20 protein-coding genes are annotated in these 19798 nt (G+C 67.2%); 14 read left to right on the forward strand and 6 right to left on the reverse strand.

Annotated elements, in window-relative coordinates; genetic code table 11:
* The first annotated feature begins 54 nt into the window (after positions 1-54).
* From KXD98_RS02105 to KXD98_RS02130, 6 genes are read left to right on the forward strand one after another with little or no spacing between them, the layout of a single operon-like run.
* The gene (locus tag KXD98_RS02105) at positions 55-585 is read left to right on the forward strand and encodes a MarR family winged helix-turn-helix transcriptional regulator (RefSeq protein ID WP_260761649.1); all 531 of its coding nucleotides are present in this window, start codon (positions 55-57) and stop codon (positions 583-585) included.
* The gene (gene purT, locus KXD98_RS02110; RefSeq protein ID WP_260761650.1) at positions 582-1811 is read left to right on the forward strand and encodes a formate-dependent phosphoribosylglycinamide formyltransferase; all 1230 of its coding nucleotides are present in this window, start codon (positions 582-584) and stop codon (positions 1809-1811) included. The genes KXD98_RS02105 and purT overlap by 4 nt, the downstream gene beginning before the upstream one ends.
* Positions 1808-2275, forward strand: a complete 468-nt coding sequence (locus KXD98_RS02115; protein WP_260761651.1) for a lumazine-binding protein — start codon at positions 1808-1810, stop codon at positions 2273-2275. Before purT ends, KXD98_RS02115 begins: the two co-directional genes overlap by 4 nt.
* A 19-nt stretch (positions 2276-2294) precedes the next feature.
* A complete protein-coding gene (locus KXD98_RS02120; RefSeq protein WP_260761652.1) occupies positions 2295-2708 on the forward strand; it encodes a rhodanese-like domain-containing protein in 414 nt (137 codons plus the stop codon).
* Positions 2705-3904, forward strand: coding sequence for an O-succinylhomoserine sulfhydrylase (locus tag KXD98_RS02125; RefSeq protein WP_260761653.1), 1200 nt, complete (start codon positions 2705-2707; stop codon positions 3902-3904). Before KXD98_RS02120 ends, KXD98_RS02125 begins: the two co-directional genes overlap by 4 nt.
* Entirely contained in the window at positions 3905-4309 is a 405-nt protein-coding gene (locus tag KXD98_RS02130; protein WP_260761654.1) for a hypothetical protein, read from the forward strand. It begins immediately after the preceding gene.
* Here the strand turns inward: KXD98_RS02130 and KXD98_RS02135 are convergent.
* A complete protein-coding gene (locus KXD98_RS02135) occupies positions 4306-5169 on the reverse strand; it encodes an SDR family oxidoreductase (protein WP_260761655.1) in 864 nt (287 codons plus the stop codon). The two genes, KXD98_RS02130 and KXD98_RS02135, sit on opposite strands and share 4 nt — an antisense overlap.
* Before the next feature lie 134 nt (positions 5170-5303).
* On the opposite strand from KXD98_RS02135, the gene KXD98_RS02140 reads away from it, so the two are divergent.
* The 7 genes from KXD98_RS02140 (at position 5304) to KXD98_RS02170 (ending at position 13110) form a co-directional block, all read left to right on the forward strand.
* A complete protein-coding gene (locus KXD98_RS02140) occupies positions 5304-6827 on the forward strand; it encodes an HNH endonuclease signature motif containing protein (protein WP_260761656.1) in 1524 nt (507 codons plus the stop codon).
* A gap of 50 nt (positions 6828-6877) precedes the next feature.
* On the forward strand, positions 6878-7372 hold the full coding sequence (locus tag KXD98_RS02145) for a GNAT family N-acetyltransferase (protein WP_260761657.1): 495 nt from the start codon (positions 6878-6880) through the stop codon (positions 7370-7372).
* A 5-nt stretch (positions 7373-7377) separates the two neighbouring features.
* Positions 7378-7683, forward strand: coding sequence for a hypothetical protein (locus KXD98_RS02150; protein ID WP_260761658.1), 306 nt, complete (start codon positions 7378-7380; stop codon positions 7681-7683).
* Positions 7684-7752: 69 nt separating this feature from the next.
* Positions 7753-8763: a glucose-6-phosphate dehydrogenase (coenzyme-F420) gene (gene fgd / locus KXD98_RS02155; RefSeq protein ID WP_260761659.1), complete on the forward strand. Its 1011-nt coding sequence runs from the start codon at positions 7753-7755 to the stop codon at positions 8761-8763.
* Positions 8764-8778: 15 nt separating this feature from the next.
* Complete coding sequence (locus KXD98_RS02160) at positions 8779-9750, forward strand: endonuclease/exonuclease/phosphatase family protein (protein WP_260761660.1); 972 nt, start codon at positions 8779-8781, stop codon at positions 9748-9750.
* 52 nt (positions 9751-9802) lie between these two features.
* Positions 9803-11899 carry a phosphate acetyltransferase gene (pta, locus tag KXD98_RS02165; RefSeq protein WP_260761661.1) on the forward strand — a complete coding sequence of 699 codons (2097 nt, stop codon included), beginning with the start codon at positions 9803-9805 and terminating at the stop codon, positions 11897-11899.
* A gap of 5 nt (positions 11900-11904) precedes the next feature.
* Complete coding sequence (locus KXD98_RS02170) at positions 11905-13110, forward strand: acetate kinase (RefSeq protein ID WP_260761662.1); 1206 nt, start codon at positions 11905-11907, stop codon at positions 13108-13110.
* On the opposite strand, the gene KXD98_RS02175 is transcribed toward KXD98_RS02170, so the two are convergent.
* The 4 genes from KXD98_RS02175 to glnX all read right to left on the reverse strand — a co-directional run bounded on the left by KXD98_RS02175 (position 13033) and on the right by glnX (position 18498).
* Positions 13033-13488 carry an STAS domain-containing protein gene (locus tag KXD98_RS02175; RefSeq protein WP_260761663.1) on the reverse strand — a complete coding sequence of 152 codons (456 nt, stop codon included), beginning with the start codon at positions 13486-13488 and terminating at the stop codon, positions 13033-13035. The two genes, KXD98_RS02170 and KXD98_RS02175, sit on opposite strands and share 78 nt — an antisense overlap.
* 305 nt (positions 13489-13793) lie before the next feature.
* A complete protein-coding gene (locus KXD98_RS02180) occupies positions 13794-16076 on the reverse strand; it encodes a serine/threonine-protein kinase PknG (RefSeq protein ID WP_260765506.1) in 2283 nt (760 codons plus the stop codon).
* A complete protein-coding gene (locus KXD98_RS02185; protein WP_260765507.1) occupies positions 16076-17080 on the reverse strand; it encodes a glutamate ABC transporter substrate-binding protein in 1005 nt (334 codons plus the stop codon). Before KXD98_RS02185 ends, KXD98_RS02180 begins: the two co-directional genes overlap by 1 nt.
* Before the next feature lie 98 nt (positions 17081-17178).
* Positions 17179-18498 (reverse strand): protein kinase G-activating protein GlnX, encoded by a 1320-nt coding sequence (gene glnX, locus KXD98_RS02190; RefSeq protein ID WP_260761664.1) that lies wholly within the window; start codon positions 18496-18498, stop codon positions 17179-17181.
* A gap of 115 nt (positions 18499-18613) precedes the next feature.
* Here glnX and KXD98_RS02195 point away from each other — a divergent pair, with 115 nt between their 5' ends.
* Positions 18614-19105 carry an NUDIX hydrolase gene (locus KXD98_RS02195; protein ID WP_260761665.1) on the forward strand — a complete coding sequence of 164 codons (492 nt, stop codon included), beginning with the start codon at positions 18614-18616 and terminating at the stop codon, positions 19103-19105.
* Here KXD98_RS02195 and thiE read toward each other — a convergent pair.
* Positions 19089-19757 (reverse strand): thiamine phosphate synthase, encoded by a 669-nt coding sequence (gene thiE, locus KXD98_RS02200; protein WP_260761666.1) that lies wholly within the window; start codon positions 19755-19757, stop codon positions 19089-19091. The genes KXD98_RS02195 and thiE overlap by 17 nt on opposite strands.
* Positions 19758-19798 lie beyond the last annotated feature (41 nt).

A 19798-nucleotide genomic window follows, 5' to 3' on the forward strand; every position in this document is an offset into this window, starting at 1 on the left:
CCAATATTTCAGAGAATTAATCATTAATCAACTTAAATTCGATAGGGTGGGGGAGTGGACAGCGCGGATCGGGAAGGACTGGAAGCACTCATCGCCGCCGACGTCCGGGCGCTCACGGCGGCTTCGGATCGGATAGGCCACGACTTCGCGGGCCTGCACGCCTTGACGGCCAACGACTTCCGCGCGTTGCTGCACGTGATGGTGGCCGAATCGGCCGGCGAGCCGCTGACTGCGGGGGAACTCAGCCGGCGGCTGGGAGTATCCGGCGCGGCGGTGACCTACCTGGTCGAGCGGATGATCGCGTCCCGTCACCTGTTGCGCGGTGCCGACCCTGCCGACCGGCGCAAGGTGCTGTTGCGCGTCGCCGACCACGGCACCGCCGTGGCCCGGGACTTCTTCACCCCGCTGGCTGATCACACGCACATCGCACTGGCCGAGCTGCCCGACCGTGACCTGGCCGCTGCGCACCGGGTGTTCGGCGCGCTCATCGACGCGATGGTGCAGTTCCGGACGGAATTGGAGGCCGACCCGCAGCCCGGTGGTCCCCACCGGTCGCCCGGGTCTGGCAGGCTGGATCGTCGATGAGTGAGACGACGGATAGCGGCTCGGTCGCCGAACACGCGGCCGGCCCCGGCACGGCCACGGTGATGCTGCTGGGAGCCGGTGAACGCAGCCGCGAGCTGGTGTTGGCGTTTCAGCGGCTCGGGGCGACGGTCATCGCTGTCGACGAGTACTCCGGGGCGCCCGCGCACCAGGTGGCCGACCGCAGCGCGGTGCTGACCCTGACCGATACCGCAGCCCTGGCCGAGCTGATCGAGTCCGAAAATCCGGACATCGTGGTCGCCGACACCGGCGCGGTCGCCACCGACGCACTGATCGCGGTGGCCGAACGCGGCGAGGTCGAGGTGTTCCCCACCCCCCGCAGCGCCCGTCTGTCGCTGGACGGCGAGGGACTGCGACGGCTGGCCGCCGACGAACTGGGCCTGCCGACCGCACCGTTCTGGTTCGCCGGCTCGGTCGACGAGCTCGCCGCGATTGCGACGCATGCCGGATTCCCGCTGGTGGTCAAGCCGGTCGCGGCGGCGCCCGGGGAGGGACAGTCGGTGCTGTTGCGGCCCGACGACATCGAGCCGGCCTGGCGCCGCGCCGTCGCCGGCGGCCGACTGAGCCTGCACCGGGTGATGGTCGAGTCGGTCGTCGAGGTCGACGTCGAGGTGACGTTGTTGACCGTGCGTACCACCGGCCCGGCCGGGCCGGCGGTGTCCTTCTGCGAGCCGATCGGGCACCACGAACTCGACGGCGGCACCATCGAGGCCTGGCAGCCCCAGCAGCTGTCCCCGGCGGCGCTGGACGCGGCGAAGTCGATCGCGGCCCGGATCGTCAACTCCCTGGGTGGCCGCGGCGTGTTCGCCGTCGAACTACTGGTGCGCGGCGACGAGGTGTACTTCGCCGACGTGCGGCCCCGCCCGCACGACACCGGGTTGGTGACGCTGCGATCGCAACGCCTCAGCGAGTTCGAGTTGCATGCGCGGGCCATTCTCGGGCTGCCGGTGGACACGATCATGATCTCGCCCGGCGCGATCGAGGTGAATTATCGGACCTCGGAGAACACCGCCGCAGGCGATGTGTCCCGGCGGGCCGTGCTGGCCGAAGCGCTGGCGGTCGCCGAGAGCGATGTCCGGCTCTTCAGCGGCGCCGACCAGTCCGCCGGCCGGCCGTGGCACACGCTGGCCGCGGCGACCGCTCCCGACGTCATCGTCGCGCGCGATCGCGCTCGCCGTATCGCCGCGGCCATCCGGAATCTTCGATGAGCGAGTCCGACGGTTCCGACAAATCCGGGCCGTCCGACGAATCCACCGGCAGCAGCGCCGGTCCGTTCCTCGGGGCGCTGACGATCATTGTCGCCGTCGTGATCGCAATCTGGTTGTTCAACGTGTTCTCCGGCGACGAACTGACTGACGAACAACAGATCGCCCGCGCGGCAGCGGGGCAGAACGACGCGTTGCAGCGCTCCGACTACGCCGCATTCCAGTCCTATTCTTGTCTCGCCCAGCACCGCACCGAGTCTGAAATCCTGGATCGGCAAAGGGATTCCGAGCAGCAGCGGGGTAACCGGGTGGTGGAGCGGCTGAACTCCATCGCCATCGACGGTGACCGGGCCACCGCGGAGGTCACCTACTACTTCCTCGATGACCGTGACACCAAGGAGACGGTCCCGATCACCTTCCTGCGCGAGGGCGGGGGCTGGAAGGTCTGTTCGCTCGGCCCGAGCTAGCTGTGCGACACTCCTGACCGTGAGTTACGCCGGAGACATCACGCCGGAACAGGCATGGAAGCTGCTGAGCGAGAATGCCGATGCCGTGCTGGTTGACGTTCGTACCGATGCCGAGTGGCGCTTCGTCGGGGTGCCGGATCTGACGTCGCTGCAGCGCGACGCGGTGTTCATCGAATGGAACCGCAGCGACGGGTCGCGCAACAGCGGCTTCGTCGAGGACCTGCTCGCCGCCGGCGTCGCCCCCGGGCAACGTCCGGTGGTGTTCCTGTGTCGCTCCGGCAACCGGTCGATCGGTGCCGCCGAGGCGGCGACCGAAGCCGGTATCGGACCGTCTTACAACATCCTCGACGGGTTCGAGGGCGATCTCGACGAGCACAAGCACCGTGGGGCCACCGGCTGGAAGGCCGTCGGGCTGCCCTGGAAGCAATCATGAGCATCCGGACCCCCCAGCCGCTGCCCGACGGTGTCAGCCAGGAGACCATCGGGGTGCGCGGCGGCCTGTTGCGCTCGGGGTTCGAAGAGACCGCCGAGGCGATGTATCTGACCTCCGGCTATGTCTACGAGAGCGCGGCGGCTGCCGAGCAGGCATTCACCGGCGAGATCGACCGCTACGTGTATTCGCGCTACGGCAACCCCACCATCTCGATGTTCGAGGAACGGTTGCGCCTGATCGAAGGTGCCCCTGCCTGCTTTGCCACCGCGACGGGCATGTCGGCGGTGTTCACCGCGCTGGGTGCGCTGTTGGCCGCCGGCGACCGGCTGGTGGCTGCACGCAGCCTGTTCGGGTCGTGTTTCGTGGTCTGCAACGAGATCCTGCCGCGGTGGGGCGTGGAGACGGTGTTCGTCGACGGGGACGACCTCTCGCAGTGGGAACAGGCGCTGTCGGTCCCGACGCAGGCGGTCTTCTTCGAGACGCCGTCGAATCCGATGCAGCAGCTCGTCGACATCGCCGCGGTCTCCGAGCTGGCTCACGCGGCCGGCGCAAAGGTGGTGCTGGACAACGTCTTTGCCACCCCGATCCTGCAGCAGGGTTTCCCGCTGGGTGTCGACGTGGTGGTGTACTCGGGCACCAAGCACATCGACGGTCAGGGCCGCGTGCTCGGCGGGGCGATCCTGGGCAGCCGGGAGTACATCGACGAACCGGTCCAGAAGCTGATGCGCCACACCGGACCTGCGCTGAGCCCGTTCAACGCGTGGACCCTGCTCAAGGGTCTGGAGACGTTGGCGCTACGGGTGGAGCACCAGAACTCGTCGGCGCACCGCATCGCGGAGTTTCTGGAGCAGCATCCGGCGGTGGGCTGGGTGCGGTATCCGTACCTGGCTTCACATCCACAGCACGACCTGGCCAAGCGGCAGATGACCGGCGGCGGAACGGTGGTGACGTTCGAGCTCAAGAGCGCCACCAAGCAACGTGCCTTCGAGGTGCTCGACAAGCTGCAGATCATCGACATCTCCAACAACCTCGGCGACGCCAAGTCGTTGATCACCCATCCGGCGACCACCACACATCGTGCGATGGGGCCCGAGGGCCGCGCCGCGATCGGGCTGGGCGACGGGGTGGTCCGGATCTCGGTGGGACTTGAGGGAGTCGACGACCTGATCGGCGATCTGGACCGGGCGCTCGGGTAGGTGTCTCGACGTTCGGAGCAGAAGAAGGCGCGCCGGCGCAAGCGGCAGAGCGCCCGCGGGCAGACCTGGCTGCCGGCACACGTCGCCGATGAGCTGGAGGTCGCGGCCGGCCTCGAAGAGTTCGACGCCCGGCTCACCGAACGCGGCTGGGCGTTCTCGGAGGAGGCCGACGACGAGGTGGGCGTGGTGTGGTTCTGGCCGCCCTCGCACGCCGAGGTGGCCGACGACAGCGAACTGGTCGACGCCACCGTGGTGTTGCTGACACCCGAGGACGGCGGCCAGACGGCGCACGTCGTGTTCGTCGGCACCGCCGAGGACTACCAGTTCGGTCTCGAGGAGCTCTTCGAGCACATCGAGGCCATCGAGGCCTACCGCCTCGGCGCCCCGATACCGAGTTTCGGCTAGGGCTGCTCGGGTCCCTCGACGACACCGAGTGCGGACTGGGCGCGCTGCTCGTATCCCTGCCGCTGCGCGGTGTCGAAGTCCAGGAAGACGGTGTCGAGGCCCAGCTTCTTGTTCATCCAGCGCCGGCCCCGTGGGCCGAGCATCTGCGCGGCCTGAGCGGTGAAGCGCAGCGCCGGCGGCACCGACACATGGGTCTTGGGCTTGTCGAGGGTCTTGGCGACGGCGGCGGCGATCTCGGTCGGCTCGACCGGCTTGACCGCCGAGGATTCTCGGGTGCCCGAGATCAGTTCGGTGCGGGTGAACGGCGGCATCACCACCGACACCTGCACGCCGTGCGGTGCCACCTCGTCGGCCAGTGCTGCCGACAACCCGACGACGCCGAACTTTGCACCCACGTAGACCACCTGGCCCGGTACCGGGATCAGGCCGGACAACGAGGCGATGTTGATGATGTGACCACGCCGACGCGCGATCATGTCGGGCAGCGCGAGCTGGCATCCGGTGATCACGCCGTAGAGGTTCACCTCGATGGATGAACGAATGGCCTGCTCGGACTGATCGAGGAACGGGCCGATGGGCATCACGCCGGCGTTGTTGATCAGGACGTCGATGTGACCGCCACCGTCAGTGCGGGCCTTGTCCAGGAATGTCGCGAACGACTCGCGGTCGGTGACATCGAGCGGGTAGCCCGAGACCGGGCCGATGTTGCCCAGCTTGGCGACCGACGATTCTTGCAGCGCGACATCTCGGTCTCCGATGACCACGCGTGCTCCGCGGGTGAGGAGATGCTCAGCAGTGGCGTAGCCGATGCCTCGCGCGGCACCGGTGATGGCGATGGTCTTGCCGCGGATGTTGTCCATGCCGCCGGACTTTACACGTGTCAAGTTTGACGGGGAAGGGCCGCTACGACCGCGACCATCCACAACCTCGGGGTTATCCACAGGGTGGGATTTTCGGCTGTACCCCGCAGTGGCGCGTTGGCAGAATAGAACATGTGTTCGATACATTATTCGCCGGTGCGTCTGATGAGGCGCTCGTCGAGTTGATCGAACAGAGTGCGCGACAAGAGGCGCGGATCTGCGCCCGACGCGCGGCGGCGATCGCGGAGTTGGTGCACCGCAACGTCGATGAGGACGACGAGCGCGGCGGGTGGGTGTTCGATCCGTGGGCCGACATCGCCGCCCAGGTCGCTGCGGCGTTGAACATCGGGCAGCGCAAGGCCTCGGGGCAGATGCACATCGCGGTGGCGCTGCGCTACCGGTTGCCCAAGATCGCCGCGCTGCACCTCAGCGGTGTCCTCGGCGCCCGGATGGTTTCGGAGATCACCTGGCGCACCCAGCTGGTCGATGACCCGACCGCGCTGGCCCAGATCGATGATCGGATAGCGGAATCGGCCGTGCACTGGGGGCGGCTGTCGGAGCAGAAGCTAAAGAATGCCATTGATGCGGTGATCGAGCGGTTCGACCCCGATGGCCTGCGCCGCAGCAAGGAGATCATGAAAGCGCGCGATATCCACATCGGCGCCAGCGATGACCCGAACGAGACCGCCGCGATCTGGGGCCGATTGCTGGCTACCGATGGAAAGGCCCTCGCGCAACGCATGACCGAGATGGCCGGCGCGGTGTGCGAAGAGGACCCTCGCACGATGGGTGAGCGTCGCTCCGATGCGGTGGGGGCGATCGTGCGCGGCGAGGTGCACCTGACCTGCCGGTGCGGGTCCCCACATTGTCCTGCTCTCCAGCAGACATCCCCGTCGAACGTGGTGATCAAGATCATCGCCGACCGGGCCGCACTCGACGCCGCCACCGCCGAGACAGCCCAGGACGCTGATGCCGACGAAGAGCCGGGGAGCAAGAACGCCCCCGAGCTCACCGGCCCCGCTGCGCCGCTCAACCGGGGTAGCGCGATGGGCCTGGACGGCCGACCGGTGCCCATCGCGCTACTGGCGGAACTGATCCGCGGCGGCGCCAAGGTCTCCGAGCTGATCGTGCCCGGCCCCGAACCCGAACCTCGCTACCGGCCCTCGGCGGGGCTGGCTGAGTTCGTGCGGATGCGTGACCTGTTCTGCCGTTTCCCCGGCTGTGACGTCCCCGCCGAACGCTGCGACATCGACCACGTCGTGCCCTACCCGTTCGGTCCCACTCACCCGTCGAACCTCAGCTGTGAGTGTCGCGGCCATCACTTGATGAAGACGTTCTGGTCCGGTCCAGCGGGCTGGAGTTCTGTGCAGCTTCCAGACGGGACGCTGATATGGACCGCACCGACCGGGCACCGGTACATCACCAAGCCAGGCAGCCGCCTGTACTTTCCGGCGGCGGCGATCACAAGCGCGGACTTGGCCCCGCTGCCGAAGCCCCCGCCCGGCTACGGCGCCGGCACCATGAAAATGCCTCGACGAAGACGCCCCCGCGCCGCCGAGAACACCGCGCGCAATCAGGCTGAACGCGCCGACAACATTGCGGACCGCGCAACGCAGAACCCAACCGCCGAGCGTCGATATAGTCCACACGATGGGTGAAGCTTCGGTGTTGGAGCGCGCGGACGTGGCACTGGCCGATTCCACCAGCCGTGGCTGAACTGTCATTCGTGGTGGTCAGCCAGGATGATCCGCTGGCCGCCCCGCTCATCGACGAGCTGGCCGTCGAGTACGCCGAGCGCTACGGCGGACGCCGCGACAGAGTGCACGCTTGGCTGCGCGACTACCCGGCGGCGGAGTTCGAGCCGCCCCACGGCGCGCTGCTGATCGGTCTGCTCGCCGGCCGACCGGTGACCGGCGGGGCGTATCGGCGCTTCGACGGCACCACTGCCGAACTGAAGCGCATCTGGACCGACGCGCGGCATCGTCGACAGGGCCACGCGCGCGCCCTGGTGACGCGACTGGAGGCCGACATCGCCGCCGCCGGCTACCGCCGGATCTATCTGACCACCGGAGACCGCCAGCCTGAGGCCGAGGCGCTCTACTCGTCTCTGGGCTACGCCCGGTTGGCCCAGCCGCTGCCGTCGAACGGCGACGAGGTCTATCCGGTCGCATTCCTCAAAGAGCGAATCGGGTCGATAGGCTGAAATTCGTGTCGCAGGCCACCGTCGGTGTGATCCTGCTCGGTGCTGCCGCACTGACGTTCGTGGCCGGCGGGCTGTCGCGGCTGATCGTCGGACGGTACCGAGGCAGCAGGGTGATCCGCGCACTGGTGCACACGTTCCGACGCACCGGGATCGCACGGGTGTTCTTCGGACGGTTCGAGGGCGACGTGCTCGACGACGAAGAGCTCGACACCATGATTCTGATGCCGGCGATCGTGGTGGCGTGCGGACTGTGCCTGACAGCGTTGTTCCTGCTCGGTTTCGACACACTGACAGGCTCAGCGACCCGTTGACCAGGACGGTCGGGGTGAGCGGGACAGCCGTCAACCCAACGGCAATCCGGCGAGTGTAGAAACTTAGTTATGGCTGAACTCAAACTGGGTTACAAGGCGTCGGCAGAGCAGTTCGCGCCGCGCGAACTGGTCGAACTCGCGGTCGCTGCCGAAGACCACGGCATGGACAGCGCCACGGTCAGCGACCACTTCCAGCCCTGGCGACACGAGGGCGGCCACGCACCCTTCTCGCTGGCCTGGATGACCGCGGTGGGCGAGCGCACCACACGCCTCACCCTCGGCACTTCGGTGCTGACCCCGACGTTCCGCTACAACCCCGCCGTCATCGCCCAGGCGTTCGCCACCATGGCATGCCTGTATCCCAATCGCATCTTCCTCGGTGTGGGCACCGGTGAGGCCCTCAACGAGATTGCCACTGGCTACGAGGGCGAATGGCCGGAGTTCAAAGAGCGCTTCGCCCGGTTGCGTGAATCGGTCAAGCTGATGCGCGAGCTGTGGCTCGGCGACCGAGTCGACTTCGACGGCGAGTACTACCGACTCAAGGGCGCGTCGATCTACGACGTCCCCGAAGGCGGCGTACCCGTCTACATCGCCGCCGGCGGTCCCGTCGTCGCCAAGTACGCCGGCCGCGCCGGCGACGGATTCATCTGCACATCGGGCAAGGGCGAAGAGCTCTACAAGGACAAACTGATTCCCGCGGTCACCGAGGGTGCCGAGAAAGCCGACCGCGAGGTCGCCGACATCGACCGGATGATCGAGATCAAGATCTCCTATGACACCGATCCAGATCTGGCATTGGAGAACACCCGGTTCTGGGCGCCGCTGTCGTTGACCGCCGAGCAGAAGCACAGCATCGACGATCCGATCGAGATGGAGAAAGCCGCCGACGAGCTGCCCATCGAACAGGTCGCCAAGCGCTGGATCGTCGCCTCTGACCCCGATGAAGCGGTGGCCAAGGTCAAGGACTACGTCGACTGGGGCCTCAATCACCTGGTCTTCCATGCCCCCGGCCACGATCAGCGCCGCTTCCTGGAACTGTTCAAGCGGGATCTGGAACCCAGGCTCCGACGCCTGGCCTGACATCCGACCCGCGAGATGATGCGAATTCTCGCGACGGTCTTCGGGGTGCTCTCCCTGGTCGTCGCGGTGGGGGCGCTGGGTGCCCGGCACCTGCCCATCACCGGGCACGCCACCATGATCATCGCGGTCACGGCGCCGTTCCTGTCGTTGACCGCGCCGGTGGCGACGGTGCTGTTGGCGGTGACCCGGCGCTGGATTCTCACGCTGGTCGCGGTGGTCGTCACTGTCGCGACGATGTGGGTCTACGCCCCGCGCTACCTCGGTCCGCCCGAGGTGGACACCCCCGCCGTCGACGTCCGGGTGCTGACCGCCAATCTTGAGATGGGTCAAGCAGATTCGGAAGCAGTGGTCGCGATGGCGGACTCGTCGGCCGATGTGGTCGCCGTCCAGGAGATGACGCAGGAGTCCGCCGATGCGCTCTCGTCGGCCGGGATGGACAACGCGTTCCCGTATCGGGTGGTGCTGCCCGCGCCGGTGGCCTCGGGGATCGGAATCTGGAGCCGATATCCGATCGTGCATTCCGGCCGCATCGACGGCTACTCGCTGCCGATGCTCGGAACCCGGATCAGGATTCCCGGGGTGGCCGTGGACACCACGGTGCTCTCGGTGCATCTGGCCGCTCCGTGGCCGCAGCCGATCTGGCACTGGCAGCGCGACATCACCGCATTCTCGGAAACGTTGCGCGACATGGCTGACCGTGCCGGCGCCGGAGCGGTGATCGTGGCCGGTGACTTCAACACCACCGTGGACATGGCACCGTTTCGTGAACTGCTCGCCCAGGGATACGATGACGCCACCACCCAAGCCGGAGGCGGGACAGCACGCACCTATCCGGCTCGCGGCTGGACTCCGTCGCTGATCGGGATCGACCACATCCTGGTGCGCAACGCCACCGCGTCGACCGTGCAGACAATGCCGATTCCGGGGTCCGATCACCGTGCGCTGCACGCCACCGTGCGGGTTCCGGTGGACATCACGACGAGCTGACCGGGCTAAGAGTCCGGCCTGCGCCGGCGCCTCGGATAAGTAGGCTTGACGAGTGACCGCAGCGCCGAATACCGCATCGAACGCCACCTCGGGGACTACTGCGATCTACGTCGCCGCGCCCGAGGGCGACACCGGTAAGTCGACGATCGCGCTGGGCATCCTGCACCGGCTCGCGGCCACGGTCGCCAAGGTCGGAGTGTTCCGCCCGATCACCCGGCTCGGTGAGGAACGCGACTACATCCTCGAGATGCTGCTGGAGCAGACCACCGCGGGTCTGTCCTACGAGGACTGCGTCGGGGTCGGTTATCAACAACTGCACGACGACCGCGACGGTGCGCTCGGCGACATCGTCGCGCGCTACCACCGGGTGGCCGATCAGTGCGACGCCGTGCTGATCGTCGGCAGCGACTACACCGATATCGCCACCCCCAGCGAACTGTCGACCAATGCCCGCATCGCGGCGAACCTCGGCGCACCGGTGATCCTGGCGGTCAAAGGCATCGACCGCAGCCCCGAACGGATCGCCACGGTCGTCGAGGTGTGCGTGGCCGAGATCGCCGCTGCGCACGCGCACACCGCCGCGGTGGTGGTCAACCGGTGTGATCCCGAACAGATGCCGGCGATCGCCGCTGCGCTGCAAGACATCCAGCCGCGCACCTACGTCATTCCCGAGGAGCCGGTGCTGGTCGCCCCGTCGGTGCAAGAACTGCAGACCGCCGTCGAGGGCACCCTGGTACGCGGTGATGACGCGCTGCTCACGCGCGTGGCCCTCGATGTCCTGGTGGCCGGTATGACGGCCGAACACGTGCTCGAACGTCTCACCGACGGGGTGGCCGTGATCACCCCGGGTGACCGTTCCGATGTCGTGCTCACCGTGTTGAGTGCCCATGCCGCAGAGGGCTTCCCGTCGTTGTCCTGCGTGATCCTCAACGGCGGTCTGCCGATGCATCCGGCCATCGAATCGCTGGTGGCCGGGCTGGGGCTCGGGGTACCGGTCATCGAGACACGCTTCGGCACGTTCGAGACCGCCGGTCGGGTGGCCGCCACCCGCGGACGGGTGACCTCACAGTCACACCGCAAGGTCGACACCGCACTGGCGCTGATGGAGGCGCACGTCGACACCGCGGACCTGTTGGCACAGCTGATGATCCCGATTCCGTCGGTGGTCACGCCGCAGATGTTCGCCTACCAGTTGATCGAACAGGCCCGCGCCGATCGCAAGCACATCGTGCTGCCCGAAGGCGACGACGACCGTATCCTCACCGCGGCCGGGCGACTGCTCAAGCGTGGGGTCGCTGAGCTGACCATTCTCGGCGAGGAATCACAGGTGCGCGCCCGGGCCGCCGAGCTGGGTCAGGACCTGTCAGCCGCCACCGTGCTCGACCCGCGCCGCAGCGAGCTGTGTGACCAATTCGCCGAGCAGTACGCCGAGCTACGAAAACACAAGGGCATCAGCGTCGAACAGGCCAGGGAAACCATCCACGACGTCTCCTACTTCGGCACGATGCTGGTGTACAACGACATGGTCGACGGCATGGTCTCCGGTGCCCGCCACACCACCGCCCACACCGTGCGTCCGGCCTTCGAGATCATCAAGACAGCACCCGAGGTGTCCACGGTGTCGAGCATCTTCCTGATGTGTCTGGCCGACGAGGTGCTGGCCTATGGTGACTGCGCGATCGTGCCCGACCCGACCGCCGAGCAGCTCGCCGACATCGCGGTATCGTCGGCACGCACGGCGGCCAAGTTCGGCATCGAACCCCGGGTGGCGATGCTGTCCTACTCGACGGGCACATCGGGATCGGGTGCCGACGTCGAAAAAGTCAGAAAGGCAACGGAGTTGGTGCGTTCACGTGATCCTGAGCTGCTGGTGGAAGGACCGATTCAATACGACGCCGCAGTGGAACCGTCGGTGGCCGCGACCAAGATGCCGGACTCCGCAGTGGCCGGACATGCCACCGTGCTGATCTTCCCCGACCTCAACACCGGCAACAACACCTACAAGGCCGTGCAGCGCAGCGCCGGCGCGATCGCGATCGGGCCGGTGCTACAGGGACTGAACAAGCCCGTCAACGACCTTTCCCGCGGCGCCCTGGTCGAAGACATCGTCAACACGGTCGCAATCACCGCGATCCAGGCACAGGGGTAACCGCCTTGGCGCACAGTGTATTGGTACTCAACTCTGGCTCGTCATCGGTGAAATTCCAACTCCTGGAGCCAGATTCGGGTCGTTCACTGGCGGAGGGAATTGTCGAACGCATCGGTGAGGATGCCTCCTCGGCACAGCTGACCGCCGGAGCGAACACCCTCGAGCGCACCGACCGGGTTCCCGACCACGATGCCGCGCTGCAGCTGGTGTCGAGCCTGCTCAACGACGCCGGGATCAACCTCGCCGAGCTCGAGCTGACGGCCGTCGGGCACCGAGTCGTGCACGGCGGTCCGGACCTGTATCAGCCCACTGTCGTCGATGATGCACTCATCGAGCGGCTGCGCGAACTCAGTCCCCTGGCACCGCTGCACAATCCACCGGCCATCCTCGGTATCGAGGTCGCACGCAAAGCGCTGCCCGACGTCGCGCACATCGCGGTGTTCGACACCGCGTTCTTCCATGACCTGCCGCCCGCCGCGGCGACGTATGCCATCGACCGCGAGATCGCCGAACGCTACGACATCCGCCGCTACGGCTTCCACGGCACCTCGCACCAGTACGTCAGTGAGCAGGCCGCAATGTTCCTCGGGATGCCGCTGGACTCGCTGCGCCAGATCGTCTTGCATCTGGGCAACGGCGCCTCGGCCTCGGCGATCGTCGGGGGCCGTCCGGTCGAGACGTCGATGGGCATGACTCCGATGGAAGGTCTGGTGATGGGGACCCGCTCCGGTGACCTCGATCCCGGGATCATCACCTACCTGTGGCGCAGCGCAGGCCTGAGTATCGAAGACATCGAGACGATGCTCAACCGGAGTTCGGGGGTGCGGGGTCTCGGCGGCGAGGTCGATTTCCGAGTGTTGCACCAGCGCATCGAATCCGGTGACACCGCAGCGCAACTGGCCTATGACGTGTACATCCATCGGTTACGCAAGTACATCGGAAGCTATCTGGCGGTGCTCGGGGCGGCCGACGTGATCACCTTCACCGCCGGGGTGGGCGAAAACGATGCCACCGTGCGGCGAGACGCGTTGTCCGGGCTCGGCGCATTCGGTATCGAGATCGACGAGCATCTCAACGCGAGCCCCGCGGCGGGAGCTCGCCGGATCTCACCCGACGGGGCGCCGACGACGGTCCTAGTGATCCCCACCGACGAGGAGCTTGCGATTGCCCGGGCCTGTGCGGATGTACTTGGCGGTGGCGGCCACCGGTAGCTCGTTGTCAGGATCGCAAATGCGCAAGAGTCGGTTCACATGCGCGCCGGCCAGCAGCGTCCAGCGCAGCCCGGCGCGTTCACAGGCGACGTTGATGTTGGTCAGCGCAGCAAATCCCGCGGTGCCGAAGAACTCGACCGTCTGCAGGTCCAGGGTGAGCGTCGCGGCCGAACCCAGGTGCCTCTCGATGTAGCGTGCCAGCGCGACGGCGTTGGTCGCGTCGATCTCGCCGTGCACGGTCACCACCACCGTGGACGGAGTCACCTCGCTGACCGAGAAGGTCGCGCGGTGGTGCTCCTCGCGCAGCGCGAATGACGTCGGATCGGGGCGGAACACACGCTGTGTGCTCGGAGCAGGGAGTGATTCTGAATAGGACACGATAGGCCTCCCTCAGTCGAAACCCTCAGATTCGTCCTGTGGGTGGCGTCAGGGGATTCGGCCCTAGATTCTCAAAGCCGTCGCGTCGGTCGCTGCGCGACCGTCGCCGATGACGTCACCGGAACTGGCTGACCCTACCAACCAGGTGGACATACGATACTACGGAATTCGTGGGTTGACCATATCCTTGCGCGGGACCGACTGAACCGGCTGTCACCTGGTGCTTCGGCAAAAACTCTGGTGATAGCTACGTGGAAACCCGAACGTTGACGTCAATTTCGAGACCGGGCGCCACGAAATCCGAATCAGAATGTCGAGACCGGCCGCACGCTGTTGGCGAGATCGACCAGGGCATAGCGGTGTGCCTGGGTGGGGGCCACCCGGGCCAGGTTGCGCAGCGCGGCCTCCACACCCAGCTGCAGACCGTGTTCGGTGAACGGGAAACCCAGAATGTGGTTGGTGCTGGCGGTGTTGTCGGCCAGCCAGTCCATCGCGGTTCCCAGCACCAGGGCACGGATCTGCAACACCCGCGGCTCGGTGTCGGGCAGCGCCTCCACTCGCCGCGCCGCATCGCGGATGTGCTGTTCGCTGATCTCGCTGCTGGACCGGCCGGACAGCAACGTCACCGCGCTGGTCAGCCGAGCAGTGGTGAAATGCCTTGAGGTGGCCGGCACCTTGTCCAGCGTCCGGACCGCGGCGTCACGCTCGCCGGCCGCGGAGAGGGCTCGTGCCAACCCGAACCCGGCCGAGATGACCCCGTTGTCGGTTGACCACACCGTGTTGTAGAACGTGCGTTCGTCGGCGGTGCCGGCCAACTCGGCGGTGGCAGCCAGCGCAAGTTTGGGAGCCAGCTCACCGGGCAGCGTATCCAGAACTTCGGTGAAATGCTTTGTGGCCGAATCATAGTCGGCGGTCAACAGCTCCGAAACGGCACGGAACCAGACCAGCCGCCAGCGCCAGCCCACCCGTTTGGTCAGGTCGTCGAGCTTGCGCGTTGCCTTGGCCACATCTCCGAGGTCGAGCAGCGCACGGACCTCCATCAGCGGCAGTTCCACCGACTCGCTGAGATCGACCCCATCGGAGTCCAGAGCGCCGTGCCGGGCCGCGCGCAGCGAGTCCAGTGTCTGCACCGGCTCGCTGAGTACAGTGGCCGAGAGCACCGCTGCACCGACGTCGCTGCTGTCGACCAATGGCACCTGCAGTGCCCGAACGATCTCCGCGGCGGTCAGCTTCTCCGAATGCACCTGTCCGTCGAGATAGACATCGGTGTGGGCGACGAGCAGATCCACGCCGAACGTGGACCGCGACGGGCTGAACACCGACGACAGACCGGGCCGGGGCACACCGGTGTCCTTGGCCACGACTTCGCGCAACACACCCATCAGCTGGCTCGACATCTCCTCGGCGCTGACGAAACGCCGCCGGGGATCGCGGTCGGTGGCACGGCGCAGCAGCCGGCCGAACGAGTCGTATTCAGCGAGCACGGGGTCGTCCTCGGGCAGTCCGTCGACGTAACGGCCTTTGCGGGTCCGCAATTTCAGCGTCAGAGCGGCCAGCGTCCGACCCACGGTGTAAATGTCGGAAGCGACGGTCGGACCGGTGCGCACGATCTCGGGCGCCTGATACCCCGGAGTGCCGTAGAGGTACCCGAACGAGTTGATCCGCGACACCGCGCCGAGGTCGATCAGCTTCAGCTGATCCTCGGTCACCATGATGTTCTCGGGTTTGAGGTCGTTGTAGACCAGCCCCAGGGAGTGCAGATAGCCCAGCGCAGGCAAGATCTCGAGCATGAAGCCGATCGCCTCGGCGACCGGGAGCCGGGTCCGTTCGGAACGGTTGAGTTGGATCGCCTGTTTGAGCGAGGTGCCGCCCACATACTCCATGACGATGTAGCCGACCGGGTTGCCGTGCTTGTCGTCGTGCTCGACGAAGTTGTAGATCTTCACGATTCCCGGATGGGTCACCTCGGCCAGGAACTGGCGCTCGGCCATCGCGATCGCCTGGGCTTCGGCGTCGCCGGAGTGCACCAGACCCTTGAGGACCACCGGGCGGTCATTGACGTTCTTGTCGAACGCCAGGTACACCCACCCGAGGCCGCCGTGCGCGATGCACCCCTTGATCTCGTACTGGTCGGCGACGATGTCACCGACCCCCAGTTGGGGCAGGAAGGAATACGCGCTGCCGCAGTGCGGGCACCAACCCTCCGACAGGGCCCGGCCGTCGTCGCTGGACCGGCCGACCGGGCGGCCACAGTTCCAGCAGAACCGCTTCGACTCGGCCACCACCGGGTCGGTCATCAACGCGGTCAACGGATCCCGTGCCGGCACCCGGGGGATCTCCACCAGCCCGCCGCCCAGCCGCCGGGTTCTCGACAGCGCGCGGGTCAACGTCGCGGTGGTCTCCTGCGGCTCGGTGTCCCCGGTGTGGATCGCGTCGTCGTCGTCATCGTCGTCGAAGTGCGGACGGAAGACCGCCTGGGTGGCCATCGGCCGCAGCGTCGACATCGAGTCCATGCCCAGCTCGGCCATCCCCGCGGGCTGGGTACCCGGATCGTCGTCGACGTCGGTGTCGTTGTCGTCGTGGGCCATCAGTCGGAGTACCTCGCCACCGGTGGCGACGGCGCCGGGCCGAGCACCGTCAACCACTTGCGGTACAACGTGTTCCAGGTGCCGTCCCGGCGAATGCGTTCGAGGGTGCCGTTGACGAAGCGCACCAGATCGGGATTGTCGAGGTTGACTCCGATGCCGTAGGCCTCCTCGTTCATCGACGGGCCGACAATGTGCAGGTAGGGATCCTGGGAGACCAGCCCGGCCAGGATCGAGTCGTCGGTGCTGACCGCGTCGACCTGTCGCTGCTGTAGCGCCACCAGGCAGTCCGCCCACGTCACCACCCCGACGATGATCGGAGGCGGCGCGATCTGTTGGATCCGCTCCAGCGAGGTCGTGCCCTTGGCGACACAGACCCGCTTGCCCGACAGATCGGAGGCCTGCCGGATGCTCGAGCCGCGCGGAGCCAGGATCCGTTGCCGGGCAGTCAGGTACACCGTCGAGAAATTGACCAGCTCCTTGCGTTGGCAGGTGATCGTCATGGTCTTGACCACCACGTCGACCTCGTTGTTCTGCAGCGCTTCGACGCGGTCGGCCGACGACAGGATGCGGTACTCCACCTGCGAGGGCGTGCCGAAGATGTCGCGGGAGATCTCACCGGCGATGTCGACGTCGAATCCGGTGATCTCGCCGGTGATCGGGTCACGGAAGCTGAACAGGTTGCTGCCGATGTCGAGCCCGACGATGAGCCGGCCGCGTTCCTTGATCGCCGCGACGGCCTCTTCGGCCTCGGCCCTGGTGTCGAACGGGCGCAGGCTGGCCAGGGGATCGCAATCCTCATCTTCGGCCGTCGGCGGGTGTGCGGGCTCGGGGGCCAGTTCTTCCATGCCGGCCGGCGTGGGCGGAGCCAGGGTCACCGTCGGCAGCGGAGCCACTGGCTCGGCCTGCCCGCACGCGCTGATCACCAGCGCGGCCAGCACCGCACCCAGCTTCTTCGGCTCGAGAATCTTCATCACCCGTTGTTTGTTCTTCGCGCGAGCGCTCATCACCCGTTGTTTGTTCTTCGCGCGAGCGCTCATCACCCGCTGTTTGTTCTTCGCGCGAGCGCTCATCACCCGCTGTTTGTTCTTCGCGCGAGCGCTCATCACCGGTACTCGCTCAATCTCGGCCAGATCCCCAACGCCACCGCGATGGCTGCCACCACCGACAGCGCCGCGGCGCCCACAGTTGCGCCCGAGAGCACCCGCCGCGCGTTGACGATCTCGTTGCGCAGCTGGCTGCGGCTCTGCTCGATGCCCTTGGTCAGGGCCTCGTCGAGCTTGTCGAACGCCGGGGTGGAATCGTCTTCGCCGGTGCCCAGCGCCACCTGGGTGGCGGCCTGATAGTTGCCGACGGCGATGTAGGCGCTGATCCGGTCGTCGGCCGCGCGCCACCGGTCCAGCAGCTGCCCGGCGTCGGCGAGGTCGGTCTTGTCGATCGCATCGTCGCGTTCGAGATAGCGGGCCAGCTGTTGCTGCATCATCTCGATCCGCTGGTAGTAGGACTGCTTACGCACATTCTCGTCGCCGCGGCGGATCAGCGACAACGTCTCGTCCGCACGCGCCTGCTGCGCGGTGATGGCCAGGTTGGTGACCGTCTTGAGCGACTCGGCCGCGGTTTCCTTGGCGCTGCGGCTGTCGCCGGTCGAGATGATCAACGCGGTGCCCACCCACATCAGCATGATCAGCACCGCCAACCCGCCGGCGACGAATCCGATGTTGACCCGCCGGCGGGTGCGCTTGGCCAGCCACCGATTGGCGAAGACCCCGAACAGCAGGGTCGCCACCACCACCAGGATCACCGGGGTCGGGATGCGGGTCGACGCCGTGGTCTCGGCATCGACGCGCCCCGAGGTCTGCTCGTAGAGCAGCTGGGCGTCGGGCAGGATCTGCTGCTGCATCATCGCCGAGGCTTCCGACAGGTAGGACGAACCCACCGGGTTACCCGCCCGGTTGTTGGTCCGCGCCGTCTCCACCAGGCCGGTGTAGACGGCCAGCCGTGCGTTGATCCGGCCCAGCAGCTGCACCATCGGCTCGTCGGTCAGCCCGCTCGACGCGCGGGTCACCGCGACCGCGGCATCGGTGATCGCCTGTTCGTAACGCTGCCGGACCGCGCGCGGTTCGGTGCCGGCGATGAACGCGGTGGCCGCGGCCGCGTCGGCCACCGACAGCGTCGTATAGAGCTGACCGGCGGCGAACGACAGCGGCTCGGTGTGGTTGAGCACCGTCGTCAGCGCCTGCTGGCGATCGTTGATCGTGGTGGAGGTGGCGAACGCACTCAGCACGACCAGCGCCGCCAAGACCAGTCCGATGCTCAGGATCCGGCCGGGCGTGGTCCACAGGAACCACCACCGCGGATGGGCTCGACCCGTCGGTGACCGCGACGCCAGCGGTTCGGTCGACGGATGCGCCAACTCCACAGTCACGTCTGTGCGGACCTCACCTTGGTTTCGCTCTCGGTATCGTCTCGACCAACTCTATGAAAGAAGTCTAAGAGCTCGCTCCGCGGTGTGTGGGAAATCAGTTCCCTATCCTGAACGCGTGCGTGGCGACGGTGACGGCTGGGTGGTGTCTTCCAACGGTGCTGCGTTCTGGGGCAGGCACGGCGCCGCGGGACTGCTGCTGCGGGCGCCGCGTGTCGACGGAACGGCTGCGGTGCTGCTGCAGCACCGCGCTCCCTGGAGCCACCAGGGCGGCACGTGGGGTCTGCCCGGCGGCGCCCGGGACAGCCACGAGTCGGCCGAGGAGGCCGCCATCCGGGAGGCGATCGAAGAAGCCGGCCTGCCGCCCGATCAGCTCACTGTGCGAACCACCGTGGTCACCGCTGAGGTCACCGGCTGGACATACACCACCGTCATCGCCGACGCGCGGACTCAGCTCGACACCGTGGCCAACCGAGAGAGCGCCGAGCTGCGCTGGGTCGCCGAGGACGAGGTCGCCGATTTGCCGTTGCACCCGGGCTTCGCGGCCAGCTGGCAACGCCTGCGCGAGGTCGCGGCGTCGATCCCGCTGCTGCTCACCGGGCAGAGCTGAGCTCGGCGCGCAAGCTCTCGGCCGCCGACCTCGGATCCTCGGCGCCGGTGATGGCCCGCACCACGACCACCCGGCGTGCGCCGGCAGCGACCACCTCCGGCAGCCGCTGGGCGTCGATCCCACCGATCGCGAACCAGGGTTTGGCGGCCTGCAGCGCTGCCGTGGCGCGCACCAGATCCAGGCCGGGTGCCGGCCGCCCCGGCTTGGTCGGTGTCGGCCAGCATGGACCGACGCAGAAGTAATCGACATCCTCGCCGACCGCGCGCTCGACCTGGGCGATGTCGTGAGTGGACCGCCCGATCACCCGATCCCCGACGATCTCGCGGGCCGTACTCAGCGGCAGATCGTCCTGTCCGAGGTGCAGCACGTCGGCGCCGGCGGCCCGGGCGATATCGGCGCGGTCATTGACCGCCAGCAGCGCACCGTGCCGGTGCGCCGCCTCGGCCAGCACCTCGAGCGCAGCCAGTTCTTGGCGGGCCTCCAGCGGGCCGAACCGCTGCTCACCTGGGGAGTTCTTGTCCCGCAACTGCACGATGTCGACGCCCCCGGCCAGTGCCGCATCGGCGAACTCGGCCAGGTCGCCGCGTTCGCGGCGGGCGTCGGTGCACAGGTAGAGCAGGCAGGACGCGAGTCGGGGATGGGCTGCACGCACGACAGCCACGCTAACGCGGCCCGGCGCCGAGGGCGGTCAGT

It is taken from the genome of Mycobacterium sp. SMC-4 (assembly GCF_025263265.1).
GTDB lineage: Bacteria > Actinomycetota > Actinomycetes > Mycobacteriales > Mycobacteriaceae > Mycobacterium.

What these genes read in the sequence shown, in the direction of transcription:
- KXD98_RS02180 (WP_260765506.1), bottom strand. Translation starts at nt 16,076, where the DNA reads ATGGCCCACGACGACAACGACACCGACGTCGACGACGATCCGGGTACC.
- purT (WP_260761650.1), top strand. Translation starts at nt 582, where the DNA reads ATGAGTGAGACGACGGATAGCGGCTCGGTCGCCGAACACGCGGCCGGC.
- KXD98_RS02160 (WP_260761660.1), top strand. Translation starts at nt 8,779, where the DNA reads ATGATGCGAATTCTCGCGACGGTCTTCGGGGTGCTCTCCCTGGTCGTC.
- KXD98_RS02115 (WP_260761651.1), top strand. Translation starts at nt 1,808, where the DNA reads ATGAGCGAGTCCGACGGTTCCGACAAATCCGGGCCGTCCGACGAATCC.
- KXD98_RS02185 (WP_260765507.1), bottom strand. Translation starts at nt 17,080, where the DNA reads ATGAGCGCTCGCGCGAAGAACAAACAACGGGTGATGAAGATTCTCGAG.
- KXD98_RS02125 (WP_260761653.1), top strand. Translation starts at nt 2,705, where the DNA reads ATGAGCATCCGGACCCCCCAGCCGCTGCCCGACGGTGTCAGCCAGGAG.
- fgd (WP_260761659.1), top strand. Translation starts at nt 7,753, where the DNA reads ATGGCTGAACTCAAACTGGGTTACAAGGCGTCGGCAGAGCAGTTCGCG.
- KXD98_RS02135 (WP_260761655.1), bottom strand. Translation starts at nt 5,169, where the DNA reads ATGGACAACATCCGCGGCAAGACCATCGCCATCACCGGTGCCGCGCGA.